This is a genomic window from Agrobacterium sp. 22-210-1 (genome assembly GCF_053522525.1).
On sequence record NZ_JBNWCI010000002.1, the window covers coordinates 871543 to 883965 of the forward strand.

At 59.8% G+C, this 12423-nt stretch carries 11 protein-coding genes and 1 other RNA gene; 4 read left to right on the top strand and 8 right to left on the bottom strand.

What is annotated here, in order from left to right; genetic code table 11:
- Positions 1 to 58: 58 nt before the first annotated feature.
- From ACQZ5F_RS17040 to ACQZ5F_RS17070, 7 genes are all read right to left on the bottom strand, one after another.
- Positions 59 to 901 (bottom strand): MBL fold metallo-hydrolase, encoded by an 843-nt coding sequence (locus ACQZ5F_RS17040; RefSeq protein ID WP_225338774.1) that lies wholly within the window; start codon positions 899 to 901, stop codon positions 59 to 61.
- A gap of 119 nt (positions 902 to 1020) precedes the next feature.
- Positions 1021 to 1845, bottom strand: coding sequence for a TIGR00282 family metallophosphoesterase (locus ACQZ5F_RS17045; RefSeq protein ID WP_046799908.1), 825 nt, complete (start codon positions 1843 to 1845; stop codon positions 1021 to 1023).
- A gap of 70 nt (positions 1846 to 1915) precedes the next feature.
- Positions 1916 to 2533 (bottom strand): 5-formyltetrahydrofolate cyclo-ligase, encoded by a 618-nt coding sequence (locus ACQZ5F_RS17050; protein ID WP_225338775.1) that lies wholly within the window; start codon positions 2531 to 2533, stop codon positions 1916 to 1918.
- A complete protein-coding gene (locus ACQZ5F_RS17055) occupies positions 2533 to 3795 on the bottom strand; it encodes a hemolysin family protein (protein WP_046799910.1) in 1263 nt (420 codons plus the stop codon). Before ACQZ5F_RS17055 ends, ACQZ5F_RS17050 begins: the two co-directional genes overlap by 1 nt.
- 231 nt (positions 3796 to 4026) lie before the next feature.
- Positions 4027 to 4185, bottom strand: a non-coding RNA gene (gene ssrS, locus ACQZ5F_RS17060) — 6S RNA.
- 78 nt (positions 4186 to 4263) lie between these two features.
- On the bottom strand, positions 4264 to 4641 hold the full coding sequence (locus ACQZ5F_RS17065; protein ID WP_046799911.1) for a cell division protein ZapA: 378 nt from the start codon (positions 4639 to 4641) through the stop codon (positions 4264 to 4266).
- 10 nt (positions 4642 to 4651) lie between these two features.
- Positions 4652 to 4924, bottom strand: a complete 273-nt coding sequence (locus ACQZ5F_RS17070; protein ID WP_046799912.1) for a DUF4164 domain-containing protein — start codon at positions 4922 to 4924, stop codon at positions 4652 to 4654.
- A 325-nt stretch (positions 4925 to 5249) separates the two neighbouring features.
- Between ACQZ5F_RS17070 and tkt the strand changes: the two genes are divergently transcribed.
- A complete protein-coding gene (gene tkt, locus ACQZ5F_RS17075; RefSeq protein WP_052819449.1) occupies positions 5250 to 7232 on the top strand; it encodes a transketolase in 1983 nt (660 codons plus the stop codon).
- Positions 7233 to 7294: 62 nt separating this feature from the next.
- Positions 7295 to 8305 carry a type I glyceraldehyde-3-phosphate dehydrogenase gene (gap, locus tag ACQZ5F_RS17080; protein ID WP_046799914.1) on the top strand — a complete coding sequence of 337 codons (1011 nt, stop codon included), beginning with the start codon at positions 7295 to 7297 and terminating at the stop codon, positions 8303 to 8305.
- Between the two features lie 186 nt (positions 8306 to 8491).
- On the opposite strand, the gene ACQZ5F_RS17085 is transcribed toward gap, so the two are convergent.
- Positions 8492 to 8752: a hypothetical protein gene (locus ACQZ5F_RS17085; protein WP_046799915.1), complete on the bottom strand. Its 261-nt coding sequence runs from the start codon at positions 8750 to 8752 to the stop codon at positions 8492 to 8494.
- Between the two features lie 421 nt (positions 8753 to 9173).
- Between ACQZ5F_RS17085 and ACQZ5F_RS17090 the strand changes: the two genes are divergently transcribed.
- Entirely contained in the window at positions 9174 to 11039 is a 1866-nt protein-coding gene (locus ACQZ5F_RS17090; RefSeq protein ID WP_225244091.1) for a potassium/proton antiporter, read from the top strand.
- A gap of 67 nt (positions 11040 to 11106) precedes the next feature.
- Complete coding sequence (locus ACQZ5F_RS17095) at positions 11107 to 12309, top strand: phosphoglycerate kinase (protein ID WP_448730596.1); 1203 nt, start codon at positions 11107 to 11109, stop codon at positions 12307 to 12309.
- Positions 12310 to 12423 lie beyond the last annotated feature (114 nt).

Here is a 12423-nt window from a genome sequence, read left to right on the forward strand (position 1 = left end):
TGCCTGGTTCTAGCTCCTGATTTTCCGGGCTCCCCCGGCCTTCCTCGCCCACCGCCTGCTACATGCCTTTCGGCACCAGTATCTGCGGTTGGCGGGGAAGGTTTCTCATTGAAACGCGGATCACCGGATCGGCGGCATAGGCAATCTGGAAACTTTCACCAAACATTGTCAGAAACTGCTCGAGCGGCGGCCCGGTGCGGTGCATCGGCAGGATCAGCGCGGAGCGCAGGCGTTTCACCACCCGGCTCATGCTGTCGGCCCCCATGGTCAGGCCGCCATCCACCGGAACCATCAGCACATCCAGGCGACCTATTTCGGCATAATGCGTATCCGTCAATTCGTGATGCAGGTGGCCGAGATGGCCTATGCATAGTCCTGCAACTTCGAAAATGAAGATGGAATTGCCGTTTTCCTGGAAGGATTCATAGTCACCCCAGCGGTTGCGGATATCGGTCGCGACATTGCGGATATAGACATCGCCCACCAGAACCTTGTGCTCGGCCTTTTCGCCCGGCGTATCGCTCCAGCCATGCAGCACGTGTTGAGTGGCTGGATCCGGATTGAGGGTGAAATGGGTCGAATGCGCCCTGTTCATCGTCACCACCGTCGGGGTGACGGGCGGGCGATAGACGCCATTATAGTCGGTGGCGATCGTCACCCCACCGGGGCTTTCGATAAGATAGGTGGAATGGCCGATGAAGCTGATCTTCACTTCTTCCCGGGAAGCGGCCTGGGCAAGCTGAACGCCGGGTGGATTGAAACTGGCGAACATCACACCGGGAATATTGCGGGCAATCGCCTGGCACTGGCTGACGGGCGGGCGACTTTCCGTCTGGGCGAAGGCCGCTCCCGCGCAGGTGAGCAGTCCCGTTATTGCAAGCATTAGCACACGCAGCATCATGCCACTCCCCTGAACTTGCGAAGGGCAGAGGATGAGACAGGTTTTGCAAGGCGTCCAGTTGCAAGAGCTGTGGGAATGCTCACAATCTCGTCATTGTGAGCATTCCCGCTGAAGGAGGGTCAGGCCCAGAAAGACGGAAGGGTTTCGGAGAGCCTCGGTCCGATGCGCAGTGGCGCAATCTTTTCAGCCAGTCCGGTGCGGTCGGAAATTTCGACACCGACGCCGCAGATCGTCGCCGGCCCGCTTGCCGCCTCGAAGCGCCCCTTCGGCATCTTGGAGATGAAACGGTTGATCGGCTCTTCCTTCTCCATACCGAGCGAGCTGTCATAATCACCGCACATGCCGGCATCCGACATATAGGCGGTGCCGCCATTGAGGATTTGCGCATCCGCCGTCGGAACATGCGTATGGGTGCCGACAACGAAGCTCGCACGGCCGTCGACGAAATGGCCGAAACACTGTTTTTCGCTGGTTGCCTCGGCATGAAAATCGAAAATGATGGCGTCGGCCTGCTCTTTCAGCGGGCAGGCGGCAAGAATAGTCTCGGCCGACTTGAAGGGATCGTCCAGTTCCGGATGCATGAAGACGCGGCCCATAATGTTGGCGACGAGGATGCGCGCGCCGTTGCGGGCATAAAAAATGCCCGAGCCCTTGCCCGGCGTACCCTCAGGATAATTGGCGGGACGCAGGAACTGGTCGTGGCGCTCGCAGAAGGAAACAGCCTCCTTCTGGTCCCAGACATGGTTGCCCGTCGTCACCACATCGGCGCCGGCATTGATGGTCTCGAGGTAGATATCCTCGGTAATGCCGAAACCGCCGGCGGCATTTTCACCGTTGACGATGACGAAATCGAGCTTCAGATCGGAAATCAGTCCCGGCAACCTGTCCCAGACCGCCGTGCGTCCGGTCTTGCCCACCATGTCTCCGAGAAAAAGAAGTCTCATTCACCGCCCCGTTTTGCGTATGTTCTTTGGATTGCGTCCCTCTAGCGGGTAATCCGTGTTTTAAAAAGTGCTAAAGCGCCTTTTGCCCTTGATCGGGCATTGACCGCCGTGCGGAAAACCAGCGCAGGCCGCTCTCCGTCAGAATTGCATCAAGCGGCACGTCATGCGGCTCCGCCGGCACCAACGCTACTTCCTGACAATCAAAGGCGACACCGATGAGAACGGGGCTCCGACCCTTGCCATGCAATCGCGCAATGGCGCGGTCATAGTGGCCCGCGCCATAACCGATACGCTGACCATGCGCGTCAAAGACAGAGAGCGGCACGAGCAGAATATCCGGATCGAGAACATCCGCATCCGCCCCCGGCCCGGTCGTGCCGAAGCCGGTCTTCACCAATGTGGTGTCCGCGTCGAAGGCGCGAAAAACGATGGTTTCGCGGTCCAGCACAACGGGAAGCACAAGGCGCCCGCCCTTTGTCCGCAGCGCCTCCATCAGCGGCCGGATATCGGCCTCGGAACGGATCGGCATGAAACCGGAAATGATCGCGCCCGGCGCAAAGGGGATGGCGGATGCGCCATGGGCGGTCAGCGCCTGGCTCTTTTCCTGCCGCTCGGCCTGCGTCAGCGCATCACGCACGGCAAGCCTTTCGCCGCGCAGTCTCGCTTTTTCGGCAATGTCGCCAGACATCAGGCGGCCCGGCTCACGAGCACCTTGTCGATACGATGGCCATCAAGGTCGATGACTTCGAAACGCCAGCCGTTGCGGGTGATGTGCTCGCCCAGTTCCGGCAGACGACGGAACTCATCCAGCACCAGACCGGCAACGGTCTCGAACTCGGCATCCTCGTCGATCTGGAATCCCATGCGGTAAGCGAACTCATCGGCCGGCATCCAGCCGGCGACGAGGAATGAACCGTCCTCGCGCTCGACCATTGCCGGCTCCTCGTCATTATCTTCCTGGAACGCGCCGGTGATGGCCTCCAGAACGTCGCCGGAGCTGACGATACCTTCGAAATGGCCGTATTCGTCATAGACCAGCACCATATGCACCGTTGAACGGCGCAGCGACTGGATGACGTCCACGGCGCTGGTCAGATCCGAGACGACAGGAACTTCGCGCAGAAGCTCGCGCACATCCAGCTCCTTGCCGGAGGCAAGCGCATCAAAGGCGTCCTTGGCGAAAAGCACGCCGAGAATTTCATCGGAAGCGCCGTTGCGCACAGGTAGGCGCGACCGCTGCGTGCCGCGAAGCTGCTCGCGGATTTCTTCCGCGCTGTCTTCGATATCCACCACTTCCACGTCACGGCGCGGCGTCATCAGGCCACGCGCATTGCGGTCGGCAAGACGCATGACGCTGGTAATCATCGCCGATTCCTCGGTCTCGATCACGCCAGCGCTGTGCGCCTCGGCCAGAACGGTGCGAATTTCGTCGTCGGTCACCGACGCGTTGGACTCGCCGCTATGGCCGAGAAGGGCAAGAACGGCCTTGCCCGACTTGTCGAGCAGCCATACCAGCGGCGCGCCGACCCGCGACAGCATCACCATGGTGGGCGCGACGCGCGCGGCAACCTTTTCGGGATCGCGCAGAGCGATCTGCTTGGGCACCAGCTCGCCAACGATCAGCGACAGATAGGTGATGGCGACAACCACCGAGCCGACACCGATTGCATCGGCGGCACGATCCGGAACGCCCTGCTCCAGAAGCCATGCGGTGAACCGGGCGCCGAGTGTGGCGCCGGAAAATGCACCGGACAGAACGCCGACCAGCGTGATGCCGATCTGCACTGTGGAAAGAAAGCGTCCGGGATTTTCGGAAAGGCCGAGCGCCATGGTGGCGCCTCTGCTGCCTTGCGCGGCAAGCACCTTGAGCCTCGCCGGTCTGGAGGAGACAACGGCAAGCTCGGACATGGCAAGCACACCGTTCAATACGGTGAGCAGGACCACGATCATAATTTCAGTAAACAAGTTTAGCTCTTTGGGCTGTTGAACGGCACGTCGCGGTTTTGGCCGCAGCGCCCTTTCTATAAAAAGGGCATGACAGACATACCAATCCGGATAATAGGGAATTGTTCCGCCATTGCAATGACGGCGCTATAAAAAAGCCGTTCCCGGCAGTAGTTAAAAATAACTGTCGACGATAAAATAATCAGGTGAAGAACCGGGGTTGACCCGAAACTTCAAGCGCGATCCACGGCGACCGATGGAGATTTACGATCCTGGGTGCCTACAAAAGTAGGTGGGCACCGTGTGTCCAGCCCCACGGGACTGGCCAGGGACAGCTCCCTTTGGATCGAGTATGGCCCCAGGGATTGTGGTTCCTGTCGGGAAGCGCAGAACGCATCCAAGATATAGGACGGATCGGGGAAAACCGCCAGAGGGGCGGTGCGAAATTTTGCCGCCTCAAAACTCTTCAACCAATCAATGCGCCGCGGGCTTCGGCCGGGCCAGCAGTTTGTCGGTTATTCCGTTCAGGCGGTCAGCCAGATCGCCGATGGCAAGCGCCACCATCTCGTCCGACTTCGCCTTGTGCTCGGCCATGCCATCGCGGTTGCGGGAAAGGGAAGTGACTTCGCCTTCCAGCTTCTCGAGCTTGCGGTTGATTTCGGAAAGCTCGTCCATCACCATGATGCCGGCCATGACGGTGAGCCTGAGATCACCGATTTCACCGAACTGGCTCTTGAGGTGCCCGACATAACGGTCAAAACGCGTGGCAAGGTCGGTCAGGTGATCTTCCTGCCCCGCTTCGCACGCCATGCGATAGGCCTTGCCGTCGATCATAACAGTGACTTGCGCCATGAAACCGCTCCTATCGATCCAGCACCGCGCGGATCGTTTCCATCGCCGTCACCAGACGGCGGGAAACCTCGCGGTTGACTTCTTCAAGACGGTTGGCGCGAAACTCGGCCTGATCCAGTTCCTGCGCCAGCCTGGCGCGGTCGACATGGACCCGTTTGACCTCATTATCGATCTCGCCCGTCTCCCTTTGCCGCTCGATACGCATATCGATGGCATTTTCGAGATTTGTGATGGCAGCATTCAGCTCCGTCAGCGCAGATTGTACGGTCTTCTCAGCCGACATCGTTTTTTCCAACTCGCACGCCACCGGGCGAATCGTCCGGTTTCAGGCCTTTTCAACAATCACGAGGTTATTACCCGATTTATCATCCCGTCAATCAAACCAGTGCATTGAGGCGTTTTGCTCTGTGGATGAACGAAGAGACGCCGGCCCATATCGCACGAATTTTGTCAGGACACCCGGTTTTCTAAACGATTTTTTCTCCCGGAGCGAACCGCAAACGCCCGTGGATTTATTGACTTGCCGGCCTCACCTGCTATGGATCAACCCGCTTTTTGGATAGTTGCGTAAAACTATCTCCTTTCACCCGGAAACAGACGGAAAAGCCATGATTTCTCGCGACAAACACAACCGGATGGCAAATGCGATCCGCTTTCTTGCCATGGATGCAGTGGAGAAGGCCAATTCAGGCCATCCCGGTCTGCCGATGGGCGCAGCTGATGTCGCCACCGTTCTCTTCACCCGTTACCTGAAATTCGATCCCAAGGCGCCGCTTTGGGCGGATCGTGACCGCTTCGTGCTGTCGGCGGGCCATGGTTCGATGCTTCTTTACTCGCTGCTCTATTTGACGGGCTACGAGGACATGACGATCGACGAGATCAAGCGCTTCCGTCAGTTCGGTTCCAAGACCGCCGGCCACCCCGAATATGGCCATGCGACCGGCATCGAAACCACCACCGGCCCGCTCGGACAGGGCATCGCCAACGCCGTCGGCATGGCAATCGCTGAGCGCAAGCTGGAAGAGGAGTTCGGTTCCGACCTGCAGAGCCACTTCACCTATGTGCTTTGCGGCGACGGCTGCCTCATGGAAGGCATCAGCCACGAAGCCATCGCGCTTGCCGGCCACCTGAAGCTCAACAAGCTCGTTCTGTTCTGGGATGACAACAACATCACCATCGACGGTGAAGTTGGCCTTTCCGACAGCACCGACCAGATTGCCCGCTTCCAGGCCGTTCACTGGAACACCATCCGCGTCGATGGCCATGACCCGGACGCGATTGCCGCCGCCATCGAAGCCGCGCAGAAATCCGACCGCCCGACCTTCATCGCCTGCAAGACCGTGATCGGTTTCGGCGCGCCCAACAAGCAGGGCACCCACAAGGTGCACGGCAACCCGCTCGGCGCCGAAGAAATCGCCGCTGCGCGCAAGAGCCTCAACTGGGAAGCCGAAGCTTTCGTCATTCCGGAAGACGTGCTCGATGCATGGCGCCTCGCCGGCCTGCGCTCCACCAAGACCCGCCAGGATTGGGAAGCCCGCCTCGAAGCCGCTGAAGCCGGCAAGAAGGCCGAATTCAAGCGTCGTTTCGCCGGCGACCTGCCCGGCAATTTCGACAGCTCCATCGATGCCTTCAAGAAGAAGATCATCGAAAACAACCCGACGGTTGCCACCCGCAAGGCCTCCGAGGACGCGCTCGAAGTCATCAACGGCATCCTGCCGGAAATGGTCGGTGGTTCGGCTGACCTGACGCCGTCCAACAACACCAAGACCAGCCAGATGAAGTCCATCACGCCGAGCGACTTCTCAGGCCGTTACCTGCATTACGGCATCCGCGAGCACGGCATGGCAGCGGCCATGAACGGCATCGCGCTGCATGGCGGTCTCATCCCCTATGCCGGCGGCTTCCTGATCTTCTCGGATTATTGCCGTCCGTCGATCCGTCTTGCGGCCCTCATGGGCATCCGCGTCGTCCACGTTCTGACGCATGATTCCATCGGCGTCGGCGAAGACGGTCCGACCCATCAGCCGGTCGAGCAGATCGCTGCCCTTCGCGCCATTCCGAACCTTCTCGTCTTCCGCCCGGCGGATGAAACCGAGACGGCGGAATGCTGGCAGCTGGCTCTCGAGCAGAAGCATCGCCCGTCCGCACTGGCGCTTACCCGTCAGAACCTGGCGCCTTCGCGCAAGGAATATGAAGAAAAGAACCTTTCCGCCTACGGCGCTTACGAGCTCGTATCGGCAAGCGACGCGAAGGTTTCGATCTTCGCCTCCGGTTCGGAAGTCGAAGTGGCGCTGAAAGCCGCTGCAACGCTGAAGGACAACGGCATTTCGGCCCGCGTCGTCTCCGTTCCCTGCTTTGAACTCTTCAAGGAACAGCCGGAAACCTATCGCAATGCCATAATCGGCAAGGCGCCGGTGAAAATCGCGGTGGAAGCCGCCATCCGCCAGGGCTGGGATTATTTCATCGGTTCCGACGGCGCTTTCGTTGGCATGCATTCCTTCGGTGCGTCCGCGCCGGCGAAGGATCTCTTCAAGCACTTCGGCATCACGGCGGAAGCCGTTGTCGCCGCAGTCGAGGCAAAACTCGCGTGAGGGCCCCAAGCCCTCACCATTCACGCAAAGACCAAGCCCATATCTTGATCGGGAGACTGTAAATGACTGTAAAAGTTGCCATTAACGGCTTCGGCCGCATCGGCCGCAATGTTCTGCGCGCCATCGTCGAATCCGGCCGCACCGATATCGAAGTCGTTGCCATCAACGACCTCGGCCCGGTTGAAACCAACGCTCACCTGCTGCGCTACGATTCGATCCACGGCAAGTTCCCGGCCGACGTAAAGGTCGAAGGCGACACCATCATCGTCGGTGGCGGCAAGCCGATCAAGGTAACGGCCGTTCGCGATCCGGCAACGCTGCCGCACAAGGAACTGGGTGTCGATATCGCGCTCGAATGCACGGGCATCTTCACCGCCCGCGACAAGGCCGCCGCTCACCTGACGGCTGGCGCAAAGCGCGTCATCGTTTCCGCTCCGGCTGACGGCGCTGATCTCACCGTGGTTTTCGGCGTCAATGACGACCAGCTGACGAAGGACCATCTGGTCATTTCCAACGCCTCCTGCACCACCAACTGCCTCGTGCCTGTTGTGAAGGTTCTCGATGACGTCGTTGGCATCGATCATGGCTTCATGACCACGATCCACTCCTACACGGGCGACCAGCCGACGCTGGACACCATGCACAAGGATCTGTACCGCGCCCGCGCCGCAGCCCTGTCCATGATCCCGACCTCGACGGGCGCCGCCAAGGCTGTTGGCCTCGTTCTGCCGCACCTCAAGGGCAAGCTGGACGGCACGTCTATCCGCGTTCCGACCCCGAACGTTTCGGTCGTCGACTTCAAGTTCATCGCCAAGCGCGACACGAGCGTTGAGGAAATCAACGAAGCGATCAAGTCCGCTTCCAACGGCAAGCTGAAGGGCATTCTCGGCTATACCGAAGAACCGCTGGTTTCCCGCGACTTCAACCATGACAGCCATTCGTCGATCTTCGCGATCGATCAGACCAAGGTCATGGAAGGCAGGTTCGTGCGCGTTCTGTCCTGGTACGACAATGAGTGGGGCTTCTCCAACCGCATGTCGGACACGGCCGTCGCCTTCGCGAAGACCATCTGAGCATAAATCGCTCCATCAAAAAACCGGCAGGAGCAATCCTGCCGGTTTTTGTTTGTCGAAAAAAGCCGGCGGGACTGAGGGATCCCGCCGGCGCCGATCCTGAAGCAAGGCGGGGACGCTTCGGATCGAAACAATCACCGGAGGCGAGAGGAACCAGCCCGTCGCCAGCCTTCCGGCAGGCAACCCTCACTTTCTGTTGTTGATGATGATCGGGTCGTGTGAACCGGCACTGCTCCAGATCGTATCGAAAGTCTGTTGCCGCAAATCACTTTGCTGCATGGAAAGCTTCATCATGCAGTCGGCAAAATCCCGTGAACCTTCAGGGTAGCCAAAGACACGACAACGCTCGCGTTGCGCGGCCATGTTTTCAGCTGTCTGCTCAGTGCTGGAGCAACCCGAAACAATCGAGCCTGCCGCCAGTAATATAAAGATGGATATTCGTTTCATCCGATCGCTCCGGTAATGATGAAAAGCAATTCGGAGATGACAACTAGCGCAGCTGGATTATCGCTATGTTACGTGAAAACACGGCTGCCGAATCTATTTCAACAATCTGCCTATCCCTCCCAAGCAAAAGCTCCAGGTGCGGGACAGGCGTTGCTTCAAGCGCGAACCTTCGCTCACTCGCCGAAAAAATTCCCATTTCCTGCCTTTGTCTGGTCCATTTTGAGACCGACAAGAAGCACAGGGACAACGGTCGTGCGCAATGCACTTCGGCCCTGCCGTATCATTCGATACACCCCGCCTTGCGTCGCCTTTCAACGCCAACCGACTGAAGCGCTGACAGACCGCAACCCGTGGCGCATTGGCTGCAGACGCGCAGAGCATTCATTGCATCGGCCAACGCGGTTTGAATGAGGCGGTGGACGTGGAATCATTTTATCTCCTGTTGCTCGTGGCAACTGTTCTGGTTCTCGTCGCAGCCTTTTCCAGCCTCATCGCCTTCCGGTTCGGCGCACCGCTGCTGCTGCTCTTTCTGATGATCGGCCTTGCCGCAGGCGTAGATGGCCTCGGCATCGAATTTACCAACAATCCGCTTGCCTATATGCTCGGCTCGCTTGTGCTTGCCGTCATTCTTTTCGACTCCGGTTTCGGCACGTCGATACAGTCCTTCCGACTTTCGGCAGCCCCCGCCGTCGCACTTGCCACAGTCGGCGTCATCCTCACTTCCGTCTTTTTCGCCGGCGCGGCCGCCCTGCTCCTCGGGCTCTCCTGGCTGGAGGGACTGTTGCTCGGCGCGATCGTCGCCTCCACGGATGCGGCGGCCGTGTTCTTCCTGCTGCGCATCGGCGGCATCCATATCCGCGATCAGGTGCGTTCGACGCTTGAAGTCGAATCCGGCACCAATGATCCGATGGCGATCTTCCTCACCATCGCCCTGGTCGAAATCATCGCCAAGGGCCAGGGGCTGGCCGGCATCGACAGCGGCTTTTTGCTGCTTTTCATTGAGCAGATGGGCCTTGGCGTGATTTTCGGCCTGCTCGGTGGCGTCATGATCGCCACCGTGGTCAATCGCTTCGCCGCCGACCGCGGGCTTGCGCCGATCTTCGTGCTGGCGCTGGCGCTACTTGTCTTCTCTTTCACAGGGACAATTGGCGGCAGTGGTTTTCTGGCGGTCTATGTGGCGGGCATCGTTGCCGGCAACCGCAGGATTTTCGCCAAGGAGACCATCAGACGTTTCCATGAGGGGCTGACCTGGCTTGCCCAGATCATCATGTTCCTGATGCTCGGCCTTCTGGCCACCCCGTCGCAATTTCCGGCAATCGCCATCCCGGCCGTGCTGCTGGCGCTTTTCCTGATCTTCGTCGCCCGCCCGCTCGCGGTGTGGCTCAGCCTCATGCCCTTCAGCTATACCCAGCAGGAAACATCCTTCGTGGCATGGGTCGGCCTGCGCGGCGCGGTTTCCATCCTGCTTGCCATCATGCCCATTCTCGGTGGGCTCAACGATGCGCAGATCTATTTCAACGCTGCCTTCATCATCGTTTTGGTATCGCTGCTGGTGCAGGGCTGGACCATCAAGCCGGTGGCGACAAGGCTCGGGCTGATCGTGCCCCCGCGCATGGGCGACGTCGACAAGCTGGAAGTGGACCTTCCCGGCACCGCCAATCACGAGCTGATTTCCTACCGTGTCGCCAAGGGCAGCGCCATCATGCAGGGCGAGCGCATTCCACGCTGGGCGATGCCCTCGCTGGTGGTGCGCGACGGCAAGTCGATCCGCTACCAATATGCCGGTCGGCTGCGCGAAAACGATCTCGTCTATCTTTTCATCGCGCCCGGCTATTCCCGCCTGATCGACCGGCTGTTCGCCAGCGCCCTGCCGGTTGCCGATGACGACGCCGATTTCTTTGGCACCTTCGCGATCTCACCCGCCCGACCGGCCAAAGAGCTGGATGCGGCCTATGGTCCCGGCCTGATTTCTCAGACCGAACAAGCCATGAGCATCGCCGAATTGATCGAGGCGCGTCTTGCAGGAAAAGCCGATTATGCCGACCGCGTGCGCCTTGGTTCCATTGTCCTCATCGTTCGAACGCTGGACGAACATGAGGCCATCACCGGCATCGGCATCTCACTGGAACCGGTCGAGCCGGCCACCAGCCTGCCGATCTTCATCAGCTTCGGCGAGATCATCCGCCGGGTGCGCGACCATCTGGCGCAGCGGCGTCAATTGCGCTCCGGCAATGCCATCGAGGACACTGCCGCGCCTTCGAACGCAGTGAGAGAAAATGAGGCCTGACCGGCTTGCGTCGGCAATCAGGCATAGTATGGTCCGTGCCGAACTCGCAACAAATCAGGATCGACCTATGCCCGCTTTCAAGACCATCGACGACCTTAACGACATTGCCGGAAAGCGCGTTCTCGTCCGCGTTGATCTCAACGTGCCGGTTGCGGATGGCAAAGTAACGGACGCGACCCGTATCGAGCGGGTTGCACCGACCATTCTGGAACTGTCCGGCAAGGGCGCGAAAGTCATTCTGCTTGCCCATTTCGGCCGGCCGAAGGGCGAACCGGTGGCCGACATGTCGCTTTCGCAGATCGTCCCCACCGTCGAGGAAGTGCTCGATCACGCCGTTTCCTTCGCAGCCGATTGCATTGGCGCGCCGGCAGCGGATGCGGTCGCGAAGATGAACGATGGCGATATCCTGCTTCTGGAAAACACCCGTTTCCACAAGGGCGAAGAAAAGAACGATCCGGCCTTCGTCGAAGCTCTGGCGGCCAATGGCGATATCTATGTGAACGACGCCTTCTCCGCCGCCCACCGCGCCCACGCTTCCACCGAAGGCCTTGCACGCCATCTGCCCGCCTATGCCGGCCGCACCATGCAGGCCGAGCTTGAGGCTCTGGAAAAGGGCCTCGGCCAGCCAGTCCGTCCGGTCGTCGCCATCGTCGGTGGCGCCAAGGTTTCGAGCAAGATCGATCTGCTGATGAACCTCGTCAAAAAGGTCGACGCCCTTGTCATCGGCGGCGGCATGGCCAACACCTTCCTCGCCGCCCGCGGCGCACAGGTCGGCAAATCGCTCTGTGAGCATGATCTCGCCGAGACTGCAAAGCAGATCATGATCGAGGCCGCGACATCCGGCTGCGCCATCGTGCTGCCGGAGGACGGCGTCGTCGCCCGCGAATTCAAGGCCGGTGCCGCCAATGAAATCGTCGACATCAACGCCATTCCTGCCGACGCGATGGTTCTCGATGTCGGCCCAAAATCGGTTGAAAGCATCAAGGCCTGGATTTCCCGCGCCGAAACGCTGGTCTGGAACGGCCCGCTCGGCGCCTTCGAAATCGAACCCTTCGACGCGGCGACCGTTGCCGCTGCAAAACACGCGGCGGAATGCACCAAAGCCGGCAAGCTCGTCTCCGTCGCCGGCGGCGGCGACACCGTTGCCGCGCTCAACCATGCCGGCGTTTCCGAGGATTTCTCCTATGTTTCGACGGCTGGCGGCGCCTTCCTCGAATGGATGGAAGGCAAGGAATTGCCGGGCGTTGCCATCCTGACCGCCGCCAAGTAAACTCACCCTACTTGCCTGACACGAGGCCGGACAAGCCATGCTTGTCCGGCCTTGCTTTTTGGTAAGCGGCACCGGGAGGAAAAGTTTCAAACGATTGAAATCATTTCAATCGTT